22 protein-coding genes are annotated in these 23,283 nt (G+C 64.5%); 2 read left to right on the top strand and 20 right to left on the bottom strand.

The features are described from left to right. Positions 1-19: 19 nt before the first annotated feature. From EPK82_RS20260 to EPK82_RS20220, 9 genes are all read right to left on the bottom strand, one after another. A complete protein-coding gene (locus EPK82_RS20260; protein ID WP_134677823.1) occupies positions 20-2,098 on the bottom strand; it encodes a hypothetical protein in 2,079 nt (692 codons plus the stop codon). 130 nt (positions 2,099-2,228) lie between these two features. Then, the gene (locus EPK82_RS20255) at positions 2,229-2,720 is read right to left on the bottom strand and encodes a hypothetical protein (protein ID WP_244230064.1); all 492 of its coding nucleotides are present in this window, start codon (positions 2,718-2,720) and stop codon (positions 2,229-2,231) included. Positions 2,721-2,811: 91 nt separating this feature from the next. Continuing rightward, on the bottom strand, positions 2,812-3,492 hold the full coding sequence (locus EPK82_RS20250) for a hypothetical protein (RefSeq protein ID WP_134677821.1): 681 nt from the start codon (positions 3,490-3,492) through the stop codon (positions 2,812-2,814). Beyond that, entirely contained in the window at positions 3,489-4,061 is a 573-nt protein-coding gene (locus EPK82_RS20245; protein WP_134677820.1) for an RNA polymerase sigma factor, read from the bottom strand. Before EPK82_RS20245 ends, EPK82_RS20250 begins: the two co-directional genes overlap by 4 nt. After that, on the bottom strand, positions 4,058-5,761 hold the full coding sequence (locus EPK82_RS20240) for a vWA domain-containing protein (protein ID WP_134677819.1): 1,704 nt from the start codon (positions 5,759-5,761) through the stop codon (positions 4,058-4,060). The genes EPK82_RS20245 and EPK82_RS20240 overlap by 4 nt, the downstream gene beginning before the upstream one ends. An 85-nt stretch (positions 5,762-5,846) precedes the next feature. Then, entirely contained in the window at positions 5,847-7,292 is a 1,446-nt protein-coding gene (locus tag EPK82_RS20235) for an aminotransferase-like domain-containing protein (RefSeq protein ID WP_037054373.1), read from the bottom strand. 187 nt (positions 7,293-7,479) lie between these two features. Continuing rightward, complete coding sequence (locus EPK82_RS20230) at positions 7,480-8,292, bottom strand: OmpA family protein (RefSeq protein WP_037054375.1); 813 nt, start codon at positions 8,290-8,292, stop codon at positions 7,480-7,482. Then, positions 8,292-8,642: a DUF4398 domain-containing protein gene (locus EPK82_RS20225; protein WP_080757022.1), complete on the bottom strand. Its 351-nt coding sequence runs from the start codon at positions 8,640-8,642 to the stop codon at positions 8,292-8,294. The genes EPK82_RS20230 and EPK82_RS20225 overlap by 1 nt, the downstream gene beginning before the upstream one ends. Positions 8,643-8,651: 9 nt before the next feature. Beyond that, on the bottom strand, positions 8,652-9,485 hold the full coding sequence (locus tag EPK82_RS20220) for a substrate-binding periplasmic protein (protein WP_134677818.1): 834 nt from the start codon (positions 9,483-9,485) through the stop codon (positions 8,652-8,654). 113 nt (positions 9,486-9,598) lie between these two features. Here EPK82_RS20220 and EPK82_RS20215 point away from each other — a divergent pair, with 113 nt between their 5' ends. Beyond that, positions 9,599-10,531, top strand: coding sequence for an alpha/beta fold hydrolase (locus EPK82_RS20215; protein ID WP_134677817.1), 933 nt, complete (start codon positions 9,599-9,601; stop codon positions 10,529-10,531). 57 nt (positions 10,532-10,588) lie between these two features. Here EPK82_RS20215 and EPK82_RS20210 read toward each other — a convergent pair whose 3' ends face one another. Together EPK82_RS20210 and EPK82_RS20205 are read right to left on the bottom strand one after the other, a co-directional pair. Next, complete coding sequence (locus tag EPK82_RS20210) at positions 10,589-11,518, bottom strand: electron transfer flavoprotein subunit alpha/FixB family protein (RefSeq protein ID WP_037054381.1); 930 nt, start codon at positions 11,516-11,518, stop codon at positions 10,589-10,591. Continuing rightward, positions 11,519-12,268, bottom strand: a complete 750-nt coding sequence (locus EPK82_RS20205; RefSeq protein WP_037054384.1) for an electron transfer flavoprotein subunit beta/FixA family protein — start codon at positions 12,266-12,268, stop codon at positions 11,519-11,521. Positions 12,269-12,591: 323 nt separating this feature from the next. Here EPK82_RS20205 and EPK82_RS20200 point away from each other — a divergent pair, with 323 nt between their 5' ends. Further along, complete coding sequence (locus tag EPK82_RS20200) at positions 12,592-14,256, top strand: electron transfer flavoprotein-ubiquinone oxidoreductase (RefSeq protein ID WP_037054387.1); 1,665 nt, start codon at positions 12,592-12,594, stop codon at positions 14,254-14,256. A gap of 126 nt (positions 14,257-14,382) precedes the next feature. On the opposite strand, the gene EPK82_RS20195 is transcribed toward EPK82_RS20200, so the two are convergent. The 9 genes from EPK82_RS20195 to truA all read right to left on the bottom strand — a co-directional run bounded on the left by EPK82_RS20195 (position 14,383) and on the right by truA (position 23,276). Further along, positions 14,383-15,159: an SDR family oxidoreductase gene (locus EPK82_RS20195; protein WP_037054389.1), complete on the bottom strand. Its 777-nt coding sequence runs from the start codon at positions 15,157-15,159 to the stop codon at positions 14,383-14,385. Between the two features lie 2 nt (positions 15,160-15,161). Further along, complete coding sequence (locus EPK82_RS20190) at positions 15,162-16,373, bottom strand: O-succinylhomoserine sulfhydrylase (protein WP_134677816.1); 1,212 nt, start codon at positions 16,371-16,373, stop codon at positions 15,162-15,164. 111 nt (positions 16,374-16,484) lie between these two features. Next, positions 16,485-17,993 carry an amidophosphoribosyltransferase gene (gene purF / locus EPK82_RS20185; protein WP_037054392.1) on the bottom strand — a complete coding sequence of 503 codons (1,509 nt, stop codon included), beginning with the start codon at positions 17,991-17,993 and terminating at the stop codon, positions 16,485-16,487. A gap of 75 nt (positions 17,994-18,068) precedes the next feature. Then, positions 18,069-18,590, bottom strand: coding sequence for a CvpA family protein (locus tag EPK82_RS20180; RefSeq protein WP_037054393.1), 522 nt, complete (start codon positions 18,588-18,590; stop codon positions 18,069-18,071). Positions 18,591-18,815: 225 nt separating this feature from the next. Then, positions 18,816-19,421, bottom strand: coding sequence for an SPOR domain-containing protein (locus tag EPK82_RS20175; RefSeq protein ID WP_134677815.1), 606 nt, complete (start codon positions 19,419-19,421; stop codon positions 18,816-18,818). A gap of 15 nt (positions 19,422-19,436) precedes the next feature. Further along, positions 19,437-20,714, bottom strand: coding sequence for a bifunctional tetrahydrofolate synthase/dihydrofolate synthase (gene folC / locus EPK82_RS20170; RefSeq protein WP_134677814.1), 1,278 nt, complete (start codon positions 20,712-20,714; stop codon positions 19,437-19,439). Continuing rightward, positions 20,711-21,595, bottom strand: a complete 885-nt coding sequence (accD, locus tag EPK82_RS20165; RefSeq protein ID WP_037054398.1) for an acetyl-CoA carboxylase, carboxyltransferase subunit beta — start codon at positions 21,593-21,595, stop codon at positions 20,711-20,713. Before accD ends, folC begins: the two co-directional genes overlap by 4 nt. Positions 21,596-21,715: 120 nt before the next feature. Then, positions 21,716-22,366: a phosphoribosylanthranilate isomerase gene (locus EPK82_RS20160; protein ID WP_134677813.1), complete on the bottom strand. Its 651-nt coding sequence runs from the start codon at positions 22,364-22,366 to the stop codon at positions 21,716-21,718. Between the two features lie 46 nt (positions 22,367-22,412). Then, a complete protein-coding gene (truA, locus tag EPK82_RS20155; RefSeq protein ID WP_134677812.1) occupies positions 22,413-23,276 on the bottom strand; it encodes a tRNA pseudouridine(38-40) synthase TruA in 864 nt (287 codons plus the stop codon). Positions 23,277-23,283: the final 7 nt, after the last annotated feature.

The following is a 23,283-nucleotide window of genomic DNA, read 5'->3' as shown; positions in this document are numbered from 1 at the left end:
CGTCCCTGGGCGCGAGGGGTCAGGTGAGTGACTGCCAGCTCTGCAAATGTTCCCGATCCAATCGCAGCCAATGCACGGCATCGCTCAATTGTTCCGCTGGCAACCAGATATCGCCACTGCGAATCAGCATCTGTCGGGGTAACGCCAGTAGCACCTGCAGCGTGATCAGTTCTGCAACCTGAGCGGCGCCAGCAACATGCAGTCCAGTCTCATCGAACGCCTGCAGACATGGCGACTGTTCCAGCGGCTGATCGGAATGACGCAACGTGTGTTCATGGGTGTCCAACACCAGCAGATACCAAGCCGCACCATCCGCGCCAGCAACTCGACGGGTTAGCGCCAGGTAGCGACCATCCGTCGACCAGATCAGCGACGGTGCCAGGTCAGCTAGGGCACAACCGGAAGCGGTCAACACACAAGCGCCCCCTGGAGCCTGTGCAGCGACTTCCACCTCGGCGCCGTCCAGCCCGAACAGCCAAGCGGCGTCCCGCCCATCTGGCGCAGGGAGCACGTAATCCCCCAGGGCACTGGCGGGCACCGGTCCCGACTGCACACGCCAGTCGGGTATCGGACGCAACGACCAGGGATCTACCGCCACCCGTACGGACCGATACTGCAAGCGCCCCTGGGCGACAAAGGCATCAGCCTGATCCGCCGCAGGTGCCTGCGCCTCCAGACGCGGCAGGCCGCCAGCGCCGACTGCGGCTTGCCGTCCGGTGATCTGCTGCAGAGTGATGACACCCTCCTGGAACGTATCCAACCCGGCGATCAAGAACGCTTGCTCGAGGAAGATCAGGCGTCGAGCCAGAACATCCGCCACGGCCAGTCGGTGCACGACGGCAGGCGCCTCGGCGAAAGCGGTCAATGCCAGGTATCGCCCGCAGTCGGACGTGAGCTGGTCGAGACACCAAAGCCCCGGTAACTGCCAGTCTCCGATCATGCAGCTAAAGGCATGGCGGCGGCCATCGCGGCTCTTGCGCAGCAGCTTCAGGCAGGGCTGTACGCCACCCTGCATTGCCGGTAACAACAACGAAACGCGCTCCGCCTGGTCTCCATCCAGCTCGATGCACAGCTTCAACGGGCAGGCAGCGGTCGATGGCCGGTCAGTGCTCGGCCGCAGCCAGGCATCGTAAACGAGACGCTCGCCCTCCAGTCGGCTGGGCGCACGCCACTCGACCTGCGGTTCATCGTCGAGCGACTGCCAAGACACATCCAGAGGGCGCCAACCGGAGCTCGCTTGCCATAGCCATGTGGCGATTTCTTCAACCGGCTGGCTCTCGGCACGCGCCCGACAGACCAGGGCCTCGCCGTCATCGCGCCACAATACCGACGCCCCCTGCTCAAGCAACAACCCGCTGGGTTGATCATCCAACCACAGGCTATAGCCGGGCTCCACGCCGACCGGCTCGCCACGCAGCATGTGGTCACCTTGCGGCGACGTGAAGATCAGATGGCCGCTGGCATCGATTTCACCCCGACAGTGCGCCTCCTGCACCGCAGGGTTGACGATGGAAGACGAAGCGCACGGCACCAACGAATCGTCAACGACATCTTGGGCAATCACGCGAGGGGACCACCGATCGATGCTCGTCCGCAGTCCCTTGGCCACCCGAGCATCTACGGCCCAGGCGAAACCATCAACTGACGTCGCCAGCCAGGCAGTGCTGTGCTGCGGGCAGTAGCTTGTCCGGGGAGCGACCGCCAATGCTGGCCGCGTGCCCTGAAAGCGCAGATCGAGGTTGTGCTGGACCCTGGGGTTTCCGAGATCCAGAAAATTCACCCACAGCAGCAGATGTACGCAGCCAAAGAGGAGGATGAATAACCCGACAAAGAACCCCAACCAGCCGGAAACCTCCCCCCAGAGCTGAAAGCCGAAAGCTATCAACAGCAGGAGCAGGGGCTCGGGCAGATGCCTGGCGATCTTCGGATATCCCGCGAGGGCGATGATTGCCATGGCAAAGAGCAGTGACACGATAAGCCACAGCACGCTCCACCAAGGCAGGAAAACACCCGCGAGAATGGGCGTGATGAACGCCAGCAAGGCGAGCACCACTCTGTCCTGAGAGGGGCAATCGAACTCATCGGCCATGACGGACATTCGGCACTCCTTGCCAGTGATTCAGATTCAGAGGCCGGCGATGGTAACAGCATGCTGCCCGTACGGACTTGAGCCAGCCCGCAATCCATCCTGATCGTAGCGAGCGAGATAAGCGGCGATTACCAGCCGCCTACCGCTTGAACTCGAACTGCACCTCGGCGCCTTCGATCGAATCCCAGTAATCGTCCTCGCGCTCATTGCTGATCAGTCGGCCGCTGATCTGGAATGGGCTCTGCAGCTCGGGCTTTTCGCCGAACAAGGGCGGCAGCAGCGGTGCAAGATCCTCGCGGGTTTCGCCTTCCAGGGCCTGCGCGAACAGTTCCTGCGGCACGCTCAGGTCCAGTGCCGGCGTCGCTTCGGAGGTAGCTCGGGGCGCCTTGCCGACCTCGGCCTTGGGTTTCGCGGCAGGCTGCGGCTCGGCACGGGCGGGCGTGGCTTCGACCGCCTCGGCCACTGGCTGCGCGTCGACAGGCGCTGTGCTCGCCACCTCGACTGCCGGCGCCTCGACGGCAGACTCGGCCACCAGCGGAACGGATTCCGGCCGTTGCGCGACGGGGTCTGCCGCACGCTCGCAGGCGCTCAGCAAACCCAGGCACAACAGCAACAGAACGGACTTACGCATCATGGGACAACGGCAACTCGGTGAATGAGACAACCATGCTCCTCCGACCGGGCATGGCTGGCAAGCCGACTTACATGACCTTTACCTGACATCAGTCTTGCGGCGGTTGCGTGGCCAGATGCGTCAGTTCGGCCTCGATATCCAGCTGCGGGTAGTCGGCCTGCAACTTTTCGTACAGCTGCTGGGCCTTGTCCTTCTCCCCCGCTCGACGCAGCTCGAGCAGGCGCAGCAAGGCCTCGCGCGGCTCGCTCTGAACGACCAGCTCGGCCAGCGGTTCGCTTGCAGCGGTGCTGGCCATGGGGGCATCGGCCAACGCCGCCGGGGCGACCGGGGCGGCCTGGCGTGCCATGGCCTCGCTCTTCATGCGCTCTCGCGGCTCGGCCATACGCGCCACCGACTCGTTCTCCAGCGCGCGCTTGGCGGCCATCTGCGCCGGTGGCGCCGGGCTCATCAGCACGCTCGGCGGCACGCTGTCGAAGGCCTCCGGCGTCTGCTCCAGCGTGCGCCAGGTCAGGCTGACGCCGATACCCAGGCAGGCCACACCAGCCAGTGCCACCGACCAACGCTGCCGACCGCTGCCGAACAGCCACTGGTGCAGGCGCTGCCCCCATCCGGCCTCGGCCGCAGCCGCGCCCTTGGCATCGCGCGCGGCCGCGCTGGCCGCCATCAGGATGCGTGCATCCAGCTCGGCCGAGGGCTCGCCACTGCCGTGGGCACGGAAGTGCGCCAGCAGCGCCTGTTCGTGCTCCAGAGGTTCTCGTTCATCTGTCATGCGGACAACTCCTCGGTGGCCAGCAGCCGGCGCAACTTCTGCAGGGCGTAGCGCAGACGGCTCTTGACCGTCTCGGCCGGCGTGCGGGTCAACTCGGCAATCTCGTTCAGTTCCAGGTCGCCATGGGCGCGCAGCAGGAACACTTCGCGCTGCTCCTCCGGCAAGTCGGCCAGCGCCGCCTGCAGCCGCTCACTGTCACGCGTCAGCCCCCAGTGCTGCTCTGGCCCCGGCTGCGGGTCGACCTGGGCATGCTGGCCCTCATCGTAGGGCTCGTGTCCGGTCTGCTGCCGGCCGCTCTTGCGCCAGTGGTCGATCAGGCGATTACGCGCGATCTGATACAGCCAGGTCTTGAACAGCACGGCCTCGCGCTGCTCGCTCTGGCTGCGCACCAGGCTCATCCAGGTTTCCTGGAACACTTCCTCGGCCAGGGCATGCTCGCCGCACAATCCGAGCAGGAAGCGAAACAGGCCTAGCCGATGGCGCTGGTACAACGCGTTGAAGGCCGCGGCATCGCCGCGGCGGTAACGCCGCAACAAGGCGGCGTCGTCATCCGTGAGACGTGCGTTCACTGCAGGGCTCGTGTCTGGGTCGAGCCGGAAGTTTGCAGGCTCTGGGCGATTTCGGCCAGCTGAATGAACTCGCCACGCAGGCCAAAGCGATCCTCGCCCTTGGCCGAGCGCGCCAGTTCGATACTGCGCGCCAGGTCGAAGTCCCCGGTGTAGCGACCACCCTTGAGCTGCTGGGCGAACGCCGCTACCGCCGCAGCAAAGCGCAGGTCTTCGCTGGCAGTGGCGATCGGCTGCGCCTGCGCGCGCAGGATGGGACGCTCCAGCAGACGGCTCGTCGACGTGCCAGGAGCCTTGTAGCGAATGCGCAACCAGGCCAGTTCACCCGCGCCGCTCTCCGGCTGCGTGCGCGGCTGGTAGCGCAACGGCTCCAACCAGCCCTTGGCGCCGGCCGGGACGATCTCGTACAGCGCGGTGACGCTGTGCCCGGCGCCGATCTCGCCCGCGTCGACCTTGTCGTTGCTGAAGTCCTCGCGCTTGAGCGCACGGTTCTCGTAACCCAGCAGGCGATACTCGCTGACCTGCGCCGGGTTGAACTCCAGCTGCAGCTTCACGTCGCCAGCTACCGTCACCAGCGTGGAACCGAGCTGGTCGACCAGCACCTTGCGTGCTTCACGCAGGTTGTCGATATAGGCGTAGTTGCCGTTGCCGGCATCCGCCAGCTGCTCCATCAGGCGTTCGTTGTAGTTGTCCACGCCAAAGCCCAGGGTCGTCAGGGATACCCCGGTCTTGCGCTTGTCCGCAGCCAGTTGCTTGAGGCTGTCGAAGTCACTGATGCCGACGTTGAAGTCACCATCGGTGGCCAGCAGGATGCGGTTGATGCCGTCCTTCATCAGGTGTTTCTGCGCCTGCTGGTAGGCCAGTTGAATACCCGACTCCCCCGCCGTCGAGCCGCCGGCCGTCAGCTGCTCGATGGCGCCACGAATGGCCGCCTTGTCGCTGCCCGGCGTGGAGTCCAGCACCACCTGGCTGGCACCGGCATAGGTCACCAGCGACACACGGTCTTGCGGGCGCAGCTGGTCGACCAGCAACTTCAGGGTGCCCTGCACCATCGGCAGGCCCTCCCGGCGGTGCATCGAGCCGGAGACATCGACGAGGAACACCAGGTTGGCCGGCGGCATCTCCTCGACGCGGCGATCAGACGCCTTGATGGCAATACGCAGCAGGCGGGTCTGCGGGTTCCAGGGTGTCACCGCCAGTTCGGTGCTGACGCCGAACGGCGCATCGCCCTGGGGCAACGGGTAGGCATAGGGGAAATAGTTGACCAGCTCCTCCAGGCGCACCGCATCCTGCGGCGGCAACTGCCCGCCGTTGAGGAAGCGTCGCACGTTGGCGTAGCTGCCGGTGTCGACATCGATGCTGAAGGTGGACACCGGCGTCTCGCTGACGGCGAAGACCGGGTTGTCGGCGTAGGCCTGGTACTGCTCGCGCGACTCGTCGCGATAGCCTGGCGGCAGGACATCGGCGAGAGGTGCAGGCGCATGGGCGAGCTGCGCCATGCGCTTCTGGCTCGGCTCGGCGAGCATCTCCAGCGCGGCTGCCGGCTTGGCCGCGCGCTCACGCAGGACCGGTGCGGCTTCGGCTTTGCTGGCCTGCGCCTCGGGCTCCGGCCCGGAAGCACTGCACGCTGCCAATGCCAGCAAGGCACCAGCCGAGAACCCGACGGCAAGCGGGCGAACGAACGACGAACGATGGGGGGACATGTGGCACCTCCTGGGCAATGGCACGAGACCTTCGCTCAGGTAGACGCAGCCCCCTCCCCGGACGGGTTAACGCCCGCCGATATTTTCACGATTCCCAGACGCCGCCGGCTTCCTGGCACAACTGCGTGGCCAGCATGCCCAGCGTCATCAACGCCCGCTCCGCCTCGCGATTCCACGGGATGCCGCAGTTGAGGCGCACGCAATGGTTGAACTGCTCGGTGTTGCTGAAGATCAGCCCCGGCGCAATCGAGATGCCCTGCTGCAGCGCCCGCACATGCAGGTCCTTGGTGTTGACCCGCGCCGGCAGGCTGACCCAGAGAATGAAACCGCCCTTGGGCCGGGTCATCTGCGTCCCTGCGGGGAAATACTGCTGCACCGCCAGCTGGAAGGCGCTGAGGTTCTTGCGATACTCCTGGCGGATATGCCGCAGGTGGCGGTCATATCCGCCGTTCTCCAGGTAAGCCGCCACCGCCATCTGCGTGACGCTGCAGGCCGAGTGCGTGGTAAAGGTCTGCAGGCGCTGAATCTCGTCCTGATACTTGCCGGCGACAATCCAGCCGATGCGCACCCCCGGCGACAGCGTCTTGGAGAAGCTCGAGCAGTAGATCACCCGGCTCTCGCGGTCGTGCGACTTGAGCGCCTTGGTCGGCCCCTGCTCGAACATCAGCTCGCCGTAGATGTCGTCCTCGACGATCTGGAAATCGTAGTCCCCGGCCAGGCGCAACAGCTGGCGCTGGCGTTCCTCGGGTATGGTGCCACCCAGCGGATTGGACAGCCGTGCGGTCAGCACCAGCGCCTTGATCGGCCACTGGTTGGCCGCCAGCTGCAAGGCCTCGAGACTGATGCCGGTAGTCGGGTCACAGGGAATCTCGATGACCTTGAGCCCGAGCAGGTCGGCCAGCTGCAGCAAGCCATAGTAGGTCGGCGACTCGACGGCGATCAGGTCGCCCGGCTTGGTCAGCACGCGCAGGCTCATCTGCAGGGCGTCGACGCAACCATGGGTGATCACCACCTCCGACGGATCGACCACCACACCCGCATCGCGCATGCGGATCGCCACCTGGCGGCGCAGCGGCTCGAAGCCGGGGCTGAACATGTAGCTGAACGCGCGTGGACTGTGAAAGCGGGTGACCTTGGCCAGTTGCTGGTGCAGCGCCCGAACCGGCAGGTAATCGACGTGCGGCACCGCAGCGCCGAGCGGGAACACCCCCTCGCGCCGCGACTCGGTCAGCACCTGGTTGATGATGCTGGCACGGGTGACCAGCCCAGGGCGCTCCACCTTGGCGATATCCGGCGTCGGCGCCGTCAGCGCGGGCGTCTGGTGCACGTAGAAGCCTGACTGGGGCCGCGCCCGGATCAACCCCTGGTCCTCGAGGTTGGCATAGGCCTGCAGCACAGTGGCGTGGCTGACATTGAGTTGTGCGCTCATCTTGCGCACGGACGGCACCCGCTCCCCCGGCTGATAGACGCCACGACGGATGTCCTCGGCCAACTGCTGGGCGATGCGCTGATAGAGCAACAGATTGGTCATGGATCATCCTCCGGGTCACTGAACCGTAACAGTAACCGATTGCTACACAATTGTACCGGCACAGATTAGAACAGTTTCCTTCATACAGCACCCACTGGGTATCTGTGTCTCGCCAGCAGCACCAGAGGCCCGGATGACAGGCAACAAAAAACCCCGGCCAGTGCCGGGGTTCCGGGTAACGCCTGGGTCAGCGCTCGGCGCCGAGCCTGCCGCGCTCGTCGGAGAAGACGATCTCCACCCGGCGATTCTGCGCCCGCCCGCGCGCCGAGGCATTCTCGGCCACGGGGAAGTCGACACCATAGCCCGCGACCTGGATGCGCTTGGCGTCGATACCGAGGTCGACGAGCAGATCGGCCACCGCCTGCGCACGTGCGCGGGACAGCGCCAGGTTCTCCGCCGCATCGCCGGTGTTGTCGGTATAGCCTTCGATGCGTACACGCCGCTGCGGGTTGATCTGCAGGAACTGCACGAGCTTGAGCACCGTGCGGTTGGCCGCAGGCTGCAGATCCGCACGGCCGGCATCGAACAGCATGTCGCCGAGCGTCATCACCAGGCCACGCTCGGTCTCGCTGGTGGCCAGGCTGACCATCTGCTCCTCCAGCCAGCCATTGTGCTGCTGCACACTCAGCAGCTTGGCTTCACGCAGGGTCAGCTGCAGGCGCTGACGCTCCAGCTCGAGCTTGGCCGCGCGCTCCTGATTGAGGTTGATGTCGCTGTGCTGCCGGGCGATCTCGGCATAGCGCTGGCTGAGGTAGGCGTAGTGACGCACGTCCGCCGCGCTGCCCCAGTAACTCGACAGACGCTCGGCACGTGCCAGCGACTCACCGGCGCGGATCACGTCCTTGGGTGCTGCCCGCAGGACACCGGGGTCTTCCTTGACGGACTGGAAGCTCAGGCGCGCCTGCTCCAGCGTCTCTTCGTTCGCCGCCTGGTTCAACGCACAGCCACTCAGCAGCGCAGCCCCCAGCAACAGACCACCCAGATTGCCGAAAGCCCTCATCACATGGCCCCCAGCTGCTGGCGCAGTCGATTGATACGCTGATTGATTTCCAGCAACTGCTCATGCCCCTTGGCATTGATATGTTCGGCTTCGGCCAGGCGTGCATCCAGCTCGGCCTGCTCGGCCAGCAGACGCGCGGCCTTGTTCTCGCCGTCCTGCAGCGCGGCCTGGGCCTGGGCGAACTTTTCTTCGGCCAGGCGCAAGGAGGCCGATTGCTCACCGTCCACGCCCAATGTCCGGGCCTGGGTCAGCGCCTGTTCGGTCAGGCGCAGTTGCTCGACGGGAGCAGGATCGCTGGCGCAGGCGGTCAGGCCCAGCACCATGAGCAAGGGAAAGGTTCGTTTGATCACGCAAGTTTCCTACTGAGTAACGTCGCCAACCGGGTCGGGCTGCATCTGCTGCGCCTTCCACAACTCCATGTTGTGTTGCAGGAACTGCTCGGGCAGCCCGGCGGCGACCAATTCTGTCATCTTCCGCGCCAGCTGTCCGCGCAACCACGGCTCGTTGCAGGCCGAGTTGTGCGACAGGGTGAGGTACAGGCCCTCACTGGAGATCGGTGGGTCCAGCACCTCGAGGTCATCGTCCACGCCCAGGGTCTCGGCCAGCGCCAGCCCGGGATAGCGCTCGTAGAGCACATAATCGGTGCGCCCGAGCAGCAGCTTCTGAAACGCCTGGGTCAGGCTGGAAACACCTTCCAGAGTCAGGTTTTCCTTGGCGAAGCTATCGAACTGCTGGCCGAAGCTGTTGCCCACCAGGGTATCGCCGGTATGCCCCTGCAGGTCGATCCAGCTGCCATAGGCAAACCCTTCGTCCTTGCGCACCCAGACCACGCTGGGCGTGAAGAAGAACGCCGGATGCACGTAATCCATGTTCTCCAGACGCGGCAGCGTGATGAATGCGCCGGCGAGCAGGTCGACACGCCCGGTGCGCACCTCGTCCTGCGCCCGCGACCAGGGGCCGGTGTAGATCACGTCGACCACCACGCCCAGCTCCTTGGCCAGGTGCTTGAGCAGGTCGGCATTGGCCCCGATCAACTGCTGCGGGTTCTGCGGGTCGCGCCACAGGTAAGGGGGGTATTCCGGGTTACCGGTCGCCACCAGGCGCTCGCACTTGCCCGCAGCCAGGCCGGTAATCGGCATCAGGACCAAGGCGCACCACAGCAACAGCGACTTAAACGGATAACGCTTAGGCATCGGCTACTCTCGGTTCATGCGTTGATCGGCAGGATGACGAAGCATCCCGGAAACCTTCAGTGTTCATGCTAGCTTAATGGCGCCGCCATAATAATTCGCGATAAGGACGCGCCATGAAAAAACTGCTGCTCTTGCTACTGGTGCTGCTGTCAGCCAGCGCTGCCATCCTCTACGCCTTCCCCTCGACCCAGCTGGCGGGGTTGCGCCTGATCGAGCAGTATCGCGCCGGGCTCAGCCATGAACGACTGCGTGTCGGCGATCTTAACATCCATTACTACCGGGGAGGACCGGACACGGCCGAAACCCTGGTATTGATCCATGGCTTCGCTGCGGACAAGGACAACTGGCTGCGCTTCTCCCGCGACCTGACCCACGACTATCAGGTGATCGCGCTGGACCTGCCAGGCTTCGGCGACAGCGATCATCCCGCCGGCAGCTATGACGTCGGCACCCAGGCCGAGCGCCTGGCCGGCATTCTCGACGCGCTGGGAATCGAGCGCGCCCATGTCCTGGGCAACTCCATGGGCGGACATATTGCCGCCCTCTACGCCGCACGCTATCCACAGCGTGTCAGCTCGCTGGCGCTGTTCGACAACGCCGGGGTCGAAGCGCCGCACAAGAGCGAACTGTTCCAGCTGCTGGAGCGCGGCGCCGACAACCCGCTGGTGGTGCGCAGCCAGGAGGACTTCCAGCGCCTGCTGCAATTCGTCTTCGTCGAGCCCCCGTACCTGCCGGAGTCGCTCAAGCAGTACATGGCCGAACAGAGCATGGCCAACGCGGGCCACTACGACCAGGTGTTCCAGCAACTGGTCGAACGCTACATTCCCCTCGAGCCGGAACTGCCCAAGATCGAGGCCCCGACCCTGCTGCTCTGGGGCAAGCAGGATCGCGTGCTGGACGTGTCGAGCATCGACGTCATGCAACCCCTGTTGCACAGGTCCAGCGTGGCGATCATGGACAACGTCGGCCACGCCCCGATGCTCGAACGCCCCGAGGAAAGCGCCCTGCTCTACCGCCACTTCCTCGACAGCCTGAAACAGCCTTGAATCCAGGCAATAAAAAACCCGCTCATCAGAGCGGGTTTTTCGTAGCGGGAAAGCAGGTCAGACCAGCTTTTCCAGCTCCGGTACGGCTTCGAACAGGTCAGCGACCAGGCCGTAGTCAGCCACCTGGAAGATCGGCGCTTCTTCGTCCTTGTTGATCGCCACGATCACCTTGGAGTCCTTCATGCCGGCCAGGTGCTGGATCGCGCCGGAGATACCGACGGCGATGTACAGCTGCGGCGCGACGATCTTGCCGGTCTGACCGACCTGCATGTCGTTCGGCACGAAGCCGGCGTCGACAGCGGCGCGCGAAGCACCGACGGCAGCGCCCAGCTTGTCGGCCAGGGCGTACAGGTGCTTGAAGTTGTCGCCATTGCCCATGCCGCGGCCGCCGGATACGACGATCTTGGCAGCGGTCAGTTCCGGACGGTCGGACTTGGCCAGCTCTTCGCCGACGAAGGCGGACTTGCCGGCATCGGCCGGGCCGGATACCGCTTCAACGGCGGCGGAACCACCTTCGGCGGCAGCGGCGTCGAAACCGGTGGAACGCACGGTGATCACCTTGATGGCAGCCGAGGACTGCACGGTAGCGATGGCGTTACCGGCGTAGATCGGACGCTTGAAGGTGTCGGCGCTCTCGACCGCGATGATCTCGGAGATCTGGTCGACATCCAGCGCAGCGGCGACGCGCGGCAGGATGTTCTTGCCGTTGCTGGTGGCGGCAGCCAGGATGTGGCTGTAGCCCTTGCCCAGTTCGGCAACCAGCGGCGCGACGTTTTCCGGCAGCTGGTTGGCATAGGCGGCGTTGTCGGCCAGCAGAACCTTGGACACGCCAGCGACTTTGGCAGCGGCTTCGGCAGCAGCGCCAGCATTGGCACCGGCTACCAGCACGTGAATGTCGCCACCGATCTTCTGCGCAGCAGCGACGGTGTTCAGGGTAGCGGCAGCCAGGGCGGCATTGGTGTGTTCAGCGATAACCAGGATAGTCATTTAGATTACCTTCGCCTCGTTCTTCAGTTTCTCGACCAGTTCAGCCACGGACTTGACCTTGATGCCGGCGCTGCGAGCGGCCGGTGCTTCGACTTTCAGGGTCTTGACGGTGGAGGCAGTGGAAACGCCCAGCGCGTCCGGAGTCAGGGTCTCCAGCGGCTTCTTCTTGGCCTTCATGATGTTCGGCAGCGACGCATAACGCGGCTCGTTCAGACGCAGGTCGGTGGTGACGATCGCCGGCAGGTTCAGCGCAACGGTCTGCAGACCGCCATCGATCTCACGGGTCACGTTGACCTTGTCGCCAGCCACTTCGACCTTGGAGGCGAAGGTGCCCTGGCCGAAGCCAGTCAGCGCACCGAGCATCTGGCCGGTCTGGTTGTTGTCGCTGTCGATGGCCTGCTTGCCCATGATCACCAGCTGCGGCTGCTCCTTGTCGACCACAGCCTTGAGCAGCTTGGCCACGGCCAGGGAGTTCAGCTCGTCATTGGACTCGACCAGGACGGCACGGTCGGCGCCGAGAGCCAGCGCGGTACGCAGTTGCTCCTGGGCAGTGGCCGGGCCGATGGTGACGACGACGATTTCGCTCGCCACGCCCTTCTCCTTCAGGCGGACGGCTTCTTCCACGGCGATCTCGCAGAAGGGGTTCATGGACATCTTGACGTTGGCGAGGTCGACGCCGCTGTTGTCCGCCTTGACGCGAACCTTGACGTTGTAGTCAACCACTCGTTTGACAGCTACAAGAACCTTCATGGATTCCTCGTTACTCTCCGGTGAATAAGAATCTCGCCAAGGCGAGCCTGGTCAGCGATACAAATTGGCAGGAGCCAACCTTTTAGCCCAGACGGCGAGCGCAAAACCGCCCGTATCTTGACCCCGCGGCCTGGCTCGGTCAATACAGCGAACCGGCCGGTCATCCGCGATGTAGTAGGATTCTAACAGGCCTACAGAAAATTCAAACAAACGTTTGTATTGGCCCGCTGGAAGGGTGTAGATATAATGGCCGCGCCGCACTCAGGGATCGAGCTGCGCCCTCCAACATAAAACATCGAAGAGCCTTGAGTAGGAGATAGCCTGTGGAACGCGAATTTATGGAATTCGACGTCGTCATCGTCGGCGCCGGCCCGTCCGGCCTGTCAGCCGCCTGCCGACTGAAGCAGAAAGCCGCTGAAGCGGGCCAGGAGATCAGCGTCTGCGTGGTCGAGAAAGGCTCCGAAGTCGGTGCGCACATCCTCTCCGGTGCCGTATTCGAGCCACGCGCCCTGAACGAGCTGTTCCCTGACTGGAAAGAGCTGGGCGCCCCGCTGAACACCCCGGTCAAGCGCGATGACATCTATCTGCTGCGCGATGCCGACAAGGCTACCCGAATTCCTGACTTCTTTGTGCCAAAAACCATGCACAACGAAGGCAACTACATCATTTCCCTGGGCAACCTGTGCCGCTGGCTGGCGCAACAGGCCGAGAACCTCGGCGTCGAGATCTATCCCGGCTTCGCCGCCCAGGAAGCGCTGATCGACGAGAACGGCGTGGTACGCGGCATCGTCACCGGCGACCTGGGTGTGGACCGCGAAGGCAATCCCAAGGAAGGCTACTACACCCCCGGCATGGAGCTGCGCGCCAAGTACACCCTGTTCGCCGAAGGCTGCCGTGGCCACATCGGCAAGCAGCTGATCAAGAAGTACAACCTGGACAGCGAAGCCGACGCCCAGCACTACGGCATTGGCATCAAGGAAATCTGGGACATCGATCCGGCCAAGCACGAGCAAGGCCTGGTGGTTCATACCGCAGGCTGGCCGATGGACATCATGGGCACCGAAAACACCGGTGGCTCCTTCCTCTATCACCTGGAAAACAACCAGGTGGTGGTCGGCCTGATCATCGACCTGTCCTACGCCAACCCGCACCTGTCCCCGTTCGACGAATTCCAGCGCTACAAGCACCATCCGGTGATCGCCAAGTACCTGGAAGGCGGCAAGCGCGTCGCCTACGGCGCCCGCGCCATCTGCAAGGGCGGCATCAACTCGCTGCCGAAGATGGTCTTCCCCGGCGGCGCGCTGATCGGCTGCGACCTCGGCACCCTGAACTTCGCCAAGATCAAGGGCAGCCACACGGCGATGAAGTCCGGCATGCTCGCCGCCGACGCGATCGCCGAAGCACTGGCCGCCGGCCGCGAGGGTGGCGACGAGCTGAACAACTATGTCGATGGCTTCAAGGCCAGCTGGCTGTACGACGAGCTGTTCCGCAGCCGCAACTTCGGCGCCGCCATCCACAAGTACGGCGCCATCATCGGCGGCGGCATCAACTGGCTGGACCAGAACATCTTCGGCGGCAACGCGCCCTTCACGCTGCACGACAACAAGCCGGACTACGCCTGCCTGAAGCCGGCCGCCGAATGCGCGAAGATCGCCTACCCGAAACCGGACGGCAAGCTGAGCTTCGACAAGCTGAGCTCGGTGTTCCTCTCCAATACCAACCATGAAGAAGAACAGCCCTGCCACCTCAAGCTGGCCGACGCGAGCATCCCGCTGGCGAAGAACCTGCCGCTGTACGACGAACCGGCGCAGCGTTACTGCCCGGCTGGCGTATACGAGGTGGTGACTCAGGAAGACGGCGAGAAGAAGTTCCAGATCAACGCGCAGAACTGCGTGCACTGCAAGACCTGCGACATCAAGGACCCGGCCCAGAACATCACCTGGGTGGCGCCGGAAGGCACTGGCGGCCCGAATTACCCCAACATGTAATTCGCCTCGGCATGAAAAAGGCTCCCTCGGGAGCCTTTTTCATTGCGCCATGCTGACGCGGGAGGGGGCTTTAGCCGCGAAGGCGACGTTGCGAACTCGCCGCCAAAGCGCCTGCCACAGACCCGCTCAGTCCTGATAGATCATCTTGCGGCTCATGCCGCCATCGATGACGAACTCCTGGCCGGTGATGAAGCCCGCCGCATCCGAGAGCAGCCAGGCGACCTGCGCTGCGACATCCTCGACCGTCCCGACCCGCCCGACCGGATGCTGGGCATGATCGAACACCGACAACGGTTCCAGGCGCTGCTGTGACGGATCACGCGCATCGATCCAGCCAGGGCTGACGCAATTGACCCGGACGTCCGGGCCGAGGCTGATGGCCAGCGCATGAGTCAGCGCCAGCAGACCACCCTTGCTCGCCGCATAGGCCTCGCAATCGGCTTCGGACTGGCTGGCCCGGGTCGAGGCGATGTTGACGATGGCACCGCGATGCCCGCGCAGATAAGGCGCGCAATGCTTGGCCAGCAGCATCGGCCCGGTCAGGTTCACCGCCAGCATGCGATTCCAGCGCTTCAGATCGAGCGACTCCAGCGCCGGCGTGTGCGGCTCGGCGATAGCGGCACTGCACACCAGGGCATCGAGGCGACCGAACTGCCCCAGCACCTCGGCAACACCGAGGCTCACCTGATCTTCCTTGGCCACGTCCATGGCCACGAACCAGGCGTTGTCACCCAGCGCACGCGCGACCCTGGAACCCCGCTCCCGATCGATATCGGCGAGCACCACCTGCCAGCCCTCGGTGATCAGCCAGGCGCTGATACCCAGGCCAATGCCACGCGCAGCACCAGTGACCAGCGCGACACGCCCGTTGTTGGGCGTATCGTCGTTACCCCACTCCAGCATGCTCAGAGTGCAGCCAGGCCGCGTGCAAGATCAGCTTTCAGGTCCTGCAGCTCTTCCAGGCCCACGGCAAGGCGGATCAGGCTGTCGCGGATACCGGCATTGGCGCGCTCCTGCGGCGTCAGGCGCCCATGGGACGTGGTCGCCGGGTGAGCGATGGTGGTCTTGGTGTCGCCCAGGTTGGTGGTGATGGACACCACCCGCGTGGCGTCGATCACCTTCCAGGCCGCGTCGCGACCGCCCTTGACCTCGAAGCTGACCACCGCACCGAAGGCGCTCTGCTGCCGCTTCGCCAGTTCATGCTGCGGATGGCTGGGCAGGCCGGCGTAGTAGACGCGCTCGACCTGCGGCTGCTGCTCCAGCCACAGCGCCAGCTGCAGGGCGCTCTCGCTCTGCGCGCGCATGCGGATGCGCAGGGTTTCCAGGCCCTTGATGAACAGCCAGGCATTGAACGGGCTCAGGGTCGGGCCGGCGGTGCGCAGGAAACCCACCACTTCCTTCATCTGCTCGCTGCGCCCGGCCACCACGCCACCCATGCCGCGGCCCTGGCCGTCGATGTACTTGGTCGCCGAGTGCATGACGATATCGGCGCCCAGCTTCAGCGGCTGCTGCAGGGCCGGCGTACAGAAGCAGTTGTCCACCGCCAGCAGGGCACCGTGCGCATGAGCGATTTCGGCCAGCGCCGCGATATCCACCAGCTCGGCCAGCGGGTTGGACGGCGATTCGACGAACAGCAGCTTGGTGGTGGGCCTGAACGCCGCCTGCCAGGCATCCAGGTCGGCCAGCGGCACGTAGTCCACCTCGACACCGAAACGCTTGAGGTACTTCTCGAACAGGCTGATGGTGGAGCCGAACACGCTGCGCGATACCAGCACATGGTCACCGCCGCTGCACAGGCTCATGACGATAGCGAGGATCGCCGACATGCCCGACGCCGTCGCGACCGCCTGCTCGGCGCCCTCCAGCGCGGCAATGCGCTCCTCGAAGGTGCGCACGGTGGGGTTGGTGTAGCGCGAGTACACGTTGCCCGGCACTTCGCCGGCGAAACGCGCAGCCGCATCGGCGGCCGTGCGGAACACGTAACTGGAGGTGAGGAACAGCGCCTCGCCATGCTCGCCCTCTGGCGAGCGGCGCTGACCGGCACGCACCGCCAGGGTGTCGAAGCCTGCGTCGTCGAGATCGCTATCGAGTCGCCCAGCATCCCATTCCAGTGTCATCTTTCTACCTCACGAATAAGTAGCCCGGATGCAATCCGGGAACTTCAGTGTGACATTCCCCCGGATTGCATCCGGGCTACGACCGAGGGCAGGCATCCCCTGCCCCGTGCTTCAGTTGTTGTGCAGATCGATGATCGCACTGACAGCCTGCGACTTGGCCTTGCTGGCATCGTTGCGCGCCTGCTCGATGCGATTCAGGTAGGCCTCGTCGACATCGCCGGTCACGTACTTGCCATCGAATACCGCGCAGTCGAAGTTGTCGATCTTGATCTTCTTGCTGCCGCTGACCGCCTCTATCAGGTCCTGCAGGTCCTGGTAGACCAGCCAGTCGGCGCCGATCAGCTCGCCCACCTGCTCGGTGGTGCGGCCATGGGCGATCAGCTCATGGGCGCTGGGCATGTCGATACCGTAGACGTTCGGATAACGCACGGCCGGTGCGGCGGAGCAGAAGTAGACGTTCTTCGCCCCGGCTTCGCGTGCCATCTGGATGATCTGCTTGCAGGTGGTGCCACGCACGATGGAGTCGTCCACCAGCATCACGTTCTTGCCACGAAACTCCAGCTCGATGGCATTGAGCTTCTGCCGTACGGATTTCTTGCGCGCCGCCTGGCCGGGCATGATGAAGGTACGGCCGATGTAGCGGTTCTTGACGAAGCCCTCGCGGAACTTGACGCCCAGGTGGTTGGCCAGCTCCACCGCGGCAGTACGGCTGGTGTCCGGGATCGGGATGACCACGTCGATGTCGTGCTGCGGACGCTCGCGCAGGATCTTCTCGGCCAGCTTCTCGCCCATGCGCAGACGCGCCTTGTACACCGAGATGCCGTCCATGATCGAATCCGGACGCGCCAGGTAGACGTGCTCGAAGATGCACGGCGCATAGCTCGGGTTCTTCGCGCACTGGCGGGTAAACAGACGGCCATCTTCGGTGATGTAGACCGCCTCGCCCGGAGCAAGATCACGGATCAGGGTGAAACCGAGCACGTCCAGCGCGACGCTTTCCGAGGCGATCATGTACTCGACGCCTTCGTCGGTGTGACGCTGACCGAAGACGATCGGACGAATGCCATTGGGGTCGCGGAAGCCGACGATGCCGTAGCCGGTGATCATCGCCACCACCGCGTAACCGCCGACGCAACGCTCGTGCACGTGGGTGACCGCGGCGAACACGTCTTCCTCGGTCGGCTGCAGCTTGCCGCGCTGCGCCAGCTCATGAGCGAAGACGTTGAGCAGCACCTCCGAATCGGAGTTGGTGTTCACGTGACGCAGGTCGGACTCGTAGATTTCCTTGGCCAGCTGCTCGACGTTGGTCAGGTTGCCGTTGTGCGCCAGGGTGATGCCGTACGGCGAGTTGACGTAGAACGGCTGCGCCTCGGCCGAGCTGGAGCTGCCAGCGGTCGGGTAGCGCACGTGACCGATGCCCATGTCGCCCACCAGGCGCTGCATGTGGCGCTGCTGGAACACATCACGCACCAGGCCGTTGTCCTTGCGCAGGAACAGGCGACCATCATGGCTCGTCACGATGCCGGCAGCGTCCTGGCCGCGATGCTGAAGGACGGTAAGCGCGTCATACAGCGCCTGATTGACGTTCGACTTGCCGACGATACCGACGATGCCACACATGTGCCACGACCCCTGCTAGATAGTTCAGGCTAATTCAGCGACCAGCGCAGCGGTTGCTCCGCACTGGCCACTCTTTTAAAGCAGATCGGCTGGGTGAGCCGCTCCACCGGAAAACCACTGACCGGACCACCCCAGAATGAGGTTCTTCGACCAGTCGGCGACCATCAGAAAATGCGGCACCAGTTGTGACTGCTGCCACCATTCGTCCTGCTCCACCGGCGCCAGGCTGACCAGCCCCACCAGCAGCACCACCAGCAGGCCACCCCGTGCGGCGCCGAATACCATGCCGAGAAAACGGTCGGTACCGGACAGGCCAGTCACGCGAATCAGCTCACCGATGAGAAAGTTGACCAGAGCGCCGACCAGCAAGGTGGCGATGAAGAGAATGGCACAGGCCGCTATCACCCGTGCAGAAGGCGTATCGATAAATTCGACGAGATGCTGGGCCAGCGCGCCGCCGAACATCCAGGCGACGATGCCCGCGATGATCCAGGTCAGCAGCGACAGGGCTTCCTTGACGAAGCCGCGCTTCAGGCTGATCAAACTCGATATGGCGATGACGGCGATGATCGCCCAATCGACCCAGGTGAATACCACGGTGCGGCCTACCAGCGGAAAAGGCGGAACATTTTACCAGAGCCCGGCGCATCGGGTAACCGGGCGATGAAAAGTCCCGCCTTCCAGGCCATGTAAAAACGTCGCGAACGAAGGTCAGGCAAGGCAAAAACGACGTCGCGTTCGGCTTCACGGGCTGCAAACGCGCATTGCGAGGCGTCCCTTGACGCAGCATGGCCGAGCGCAGGAGTTTTCACACAGTCGGCTTCAACCGGCCTCTGGCTGAAAACGCACGACGAAACCGCTGAGCTTGTGCTGGCGATTGAGCTGGTCACGCAGGCGCTCGGCCTCGGCACGCTCGATCAGCGGACCGACGAAGACCCGATTCATCCCCTCGAAGGTGCGGATGTACGCATTGTAGCCCTGGCTGCGCAGGGTCTTCTGCAAGGTTTCCGCACCGCTGCGGCTGGAGAGACTGGCCAGTTGCACCGACCAGCTGATCGGCAGGCTGTTGGCATCCAGGCGAGCGTCCGGCTTGGCCGGCGCCGTGGTCGCCACTGGCGCGGGTTTGCTCGGCTCCGGCTTGCTCGGCTCGACGACAGGCTTAGGCTGCTCCTGCACCTCGACCACCTGCGGCGCCTCGTCCTCGACCGGGATGGGCTCCTGCGGCAACACCTCGGGCTCGACCACCTCGGCCGGCTGCACGATGATCTCGGCAGTCGCCGGCGCTTGCGGCATGTCCGGAGCGTCGACCACGACGCGGCGCATCTCGTCCTCGCGCGACAGCAGCATCGGCAGGAAAATCACCGCCAGTGCCACCAGCACCAGAGCACCGACCATGCGCTGCTTGAGCCCCTTGTCCAGCATTGCCATCCCCCAATCCCCTTATCAAGCCGGGCGGGCCAGCCAGTCCAGGGCCTCGGCCACGCAGAAAAACGATCCGAACAACAGAATCTCGTCACCCTCGGCCGCCCGCTCGCACTGCGCGTCCAGTGCGGCATGCACATCCGGGTGCAGCGTCACCACAGCCCCCAGTCCTTGCAGGTGGTCCGCGAGGTCCTGCGCCGGGCGCGAACGTGGCGTGGCGAGTGGCGCCACGGCCCACTCGTCGACCTCACCGAGCAGCGGCGCGACGACCCCCGGCAGATCCTTGTCCGCCAGCAGACCGAACACGGCCCGACGCTTGCCGCTCACCGGGCGACTCTGCAGACGCTGCGCCAGATAATCGGCGGCATGGGGATTATGCCCAACATCGAGCAACAGTGTGAGTGCCTTGCCATGCCAATCCACCTGGCGACGATCCAGACGCCCGGTCACCCGGGTCGCCCGCAGGGCCCGGCGGATCGCCTCGGCGGACCAGGGCAGCGGCAGCAGCGCGTAGGCCTGCAAGGCCAGCGCGGCATTCTCCATCGGCAGATCGAGCAACGGCAGCTGTTCAAGCCGCAGTACCCTGCCCTGCGTATCGAGACCGTACCAGGACCAGTCCTGCTCATCGACGCTCAGGTCATAGTCACGCCCACGCAGGTAAAGCGGCGTGTCCAGGTTCAGCGCCTGGTTGAGCAAGGGCTGTGGCGGATCGAGGTCTGCGCACAGCGCCGGCTTGCCGGCGCGCATGATCCCGGCCTTCTCGAACGCCACCGACTCGCGCGTGTCGCCCAGCCAGTCGGCATGGTCCAGGCCGATGCTGGTGATCAGCGCCAGGTCGGCATCGACGAGATTGACCGCATCCAGACGCCCGCCGAGCCCGACCTCGAGCACGACCGCGTCCAGCCCGGCGCGCTCGAACAGCCAGAAGGCCGCCAGCGTGCCCATTTCGAAGTAGGTCAGGGAGATCTCACCGCGCGCCGCCTCGACCGCCGTAAAGGCCTGGCAGAGTTCCGCGTCGCTCGCCTCGCGCCCCTGCAGGACGACACGCTCGTTGTAGCGCAGCAGGTGCGGCGAACTGTAGACGCCGACGCGCTGCCCCTGCTCGGCGAGCAGGCTGGCGAGAAAGGCACAGGTAGAGCCCTTGCCGTTGGTGCCGGTCACGGTGATCACCAGCGGCGCGGGCTTGCCCAGGCCGAGCCGCCGCGCCACCTCGCGCGAACGATCCAGGCCCATATCGATGGCCGAAGGATGCAGTTGCTCGAGGTAGGCGAGCCACTCGTCCAGGCTACGTTCGATCATGCAGTGGCCGGCAGCGCAACCGGAGAAGGACGATTCATCAGCTGCGCCAGCAGGCGAGCCAGACGCGGACGCAGTTCGTTGCGCGAAATGATCATGTCGATGGCGCCATGCTCCAGCAGGAACTCACTGCGCTGGAAGCCTTCAGGCAGTTTCTCGCGCACGGTCTGCTCGATCACGCGCGGCCCGGCGAAGCCGATCAATGCCTTGGGCTCGGCCACGATCACGTCGCCGAGCATGGCCAGGCTGGCGGAGACGCCGCCGTAGACCGGATCGGTCAGCACCGAGATGAACGGCAGGCCTTCTTCACGCAGGCGCGCCAGCGCAGCGGAGGTCTTGGCCATCTGCATCAGCGAGATCAGCGCCTCCTGCATGCGCGCACCACCGGAAGCGGAGAAGCACACCAGCGGGCAACGGTTCTCCAGGGCGTAGTTGGCCGCCTGCACGAAGCGCTCGCCAACGATGGCGCCCATGGAGCCGCCCATGAAGGAAAACTCGAACGCGCAGACGGCGATCGGCATGCCTTCGAGCGTACCGCTCATGGAAATCAGCGCATCCTTCTCACCGGTCTGCTTCTGTGCGGCGGACAGGCGATCCTTGTACTTCTTGCTGTCGCGGAATTTCAGGCGATCGACGGGTTCCAGATCGGCACCCAGCTCTTCGCGACCATCGGCATCGAGGAACAGGTCGATACGCGCACGCGCGCCGATGCGCATGTGGTGGTTGCACTTGGGGCAGACGTCCAGGGTCTTTTCCAGCTCGGGACGATAGAGCACGGCATCGCAGGACGGACACTTGTGCCACAGGCCCTCGGGCACAGAGCTCTTCTTCACCTCGGAACGCATGATCGAGGGGATGAGTTTGTCTACCAACCAGTTGCTCATGCTGTCATTTCTCCATAACCGTTGGTTCGGATGGACGCCTCATCATGAAGCACCCACCTCCAGCAATTCTTTTCTGCCGCATCGATGGCGCGCACAAACGGGCCACGGCGGCGTGACAGGCTAATTGACGGCCCCGCCGCAGTCGCCGTCACATTGCGCGTCAACGACTGCCCGTACGAACGCGCGAATCTTGCTTGCATCCTTTATGCCTTTGCTCGCCTCCACCCCGCCACTGACGTCGACGGCATAAGGCCTGACCTGACGAATTGCACTGGCGACGTTGCTCGCGTCGAGGCCGCCGGCCAGAATGATGGGCCGGCTCACGCCCGGTGGCACCAGAGACCAGTCGAACGCCGCACCGGTACCCCCGGGCACGCCCTCGACGAAGGTATCGAGCAGGATGCCCCGCGCACCGGCATAGGGCGCCATCATCGCAGCGACATCCTCCCTCGCACGCACCCGCAGCGCCTTGATGTAAGGGCGAGCGAATCCTTCGCAGTCGGCCGGCGACTCGTCGCCATGAAACTGCAGCAGATCCAGGGGCACTTGTGCCAACAGGGCCCGCAACTGCTCACGCGGCATGTTCACGAACAATCCGACGCTGGTCACGAACGGCGGCAAGGCCTGCACGATCGCCACCGCCTGCTCGACACTGACCGCGCGCGGGCTCCTGGCGTAGAACACCAGGCCGATGGCATCCGCACCGGCCTCGACGGCTGCCAGCGCATCCTCAACCCGGGTAATGCCGCAAATCTTGCTGCGCACGCGCATCGACTTCACACCTCTTGATCAGCGAACGCCGGATGTTAGCAAAGGCCTAGTCCGCCCGCACATCCGCCAGCCCGGAGAGAAAGTGCGGCCCCAGGTAGCGCGACGGCAATTCGAACTCTTCGGGATACTCCACCTGGATCAGATAGAGCCCGTAAGGATGTGCCGTCACCCCACCACTGCGCCGCTCCGCTCGCTCCAGCACCTCGCTCACCCAGCCTGTCGGACGCTCTCCGGCGCCAATGGTCATCAGCACTCCGGCGATATTGCGCACCATGTGATGGAGGAAGGCATTGGCCCGAACGTCCAGCACGATGAAGCGACCATGCTCGATGACTTCCAGGTGATGCACGGTCTTGATCGGCGACTTGGCCTGGCACCGGGTAGCACGGAACGCGCTGAAATCATGGGTACCGACCAAGGCACGGGCCGCTTCACGCATGCGCGCCACATCCAGCGGACGGTGATTCCAGGTCACCTCCTCGGCCATGTGCGCCGGGCGGATCGGGTCATTGTAGATGACATAGCGATAACGCCGCGCCATGGCGCTGAAGCGCGCATGGAAATGCGCCGGCATCACCTTCGCCCAGGTCACGCTGATGTCCTTGGGCAGGTTCATGTTGGCGCCCATGATCCACGCGTGCAGCGACCGCTCGACAGCGGTGTCGAAATGCACCACCTGGCCACTGGCATGCACCGATGCATCGGTGCGCCCGGCACAGTGAATGTTCACCGGCGCACCGCCGGCAACCTTGGACAGGGCACTTTCCAGGCAACCCTGAATGGAGGCGACCTGGCCGCTCTGGCGCTGGAAACCACGGTAACGTGCGCCCTTGTATTCGAGGCCCAGGGCGATTCTGGAAAAGCCAGCGGCCGCCATTTCGGCGGCCGCTACAGGTACTGCTTCAGACATGGATTCG

The organism is Ectopseudomonas khazarica (genome assembly GCF_004521985.1).
Classification (GTDB): Bacteria; Pseudomonadota; Gammaproteobacteria; order Pseudomonadales; family Pseudomonadaceae; genus Aquipseudomonas; species Aquipseudomonas khazarica.
This window is presented reverse-complemented; position numbering and strand designations above follow the sequence as displayed.